Annotated in this window: 1 pseudogene; it reads right to left on the reverse strand. The window is 53.4% G+C overall.

The features are described from left to right. Window positions 1-350 (reverse strand): annotated as a pseudogene (locus ACTHSP_RS23040) (dihydrolipoyl dehydrogenase); the annotation flags it as partial.

The raw sequence follows: 350 nt of genomic DNA on the forward strand, positions 1-350 counted from the left end.
CCGTGCAAAGCGCGTTTGTCGGCCGCCAATGCAGCTTCGTGAACCACTTCGGACAAGGTTGGGTGGGCATGGATAATACGGGCGATGTCTTCGCTGCTGGCGAAGAATTCGAGCGCAGTCACGCCTTCGGTAACCAATTCGCTGACAACCGGGCCGATCATGTGTACGCCCAAGATACGGTCGGTTTTGGCATCTGCCAATACTTTAACCGTACCTTTGGCTTTGCCCATTGCCAATGCGCGACCGTTTGCACCAAAACCTGAAGTACCTTTTTTGTACTCCACGCCTTCGGCTTTGAGCTGCTCTTCGGTTTTACCCACCCAAGCGATTTCAGGGTCGGTGTAAATAAC

Source organism: Neisseria sp. P0001.S005, from assembly GCF_051963715.1.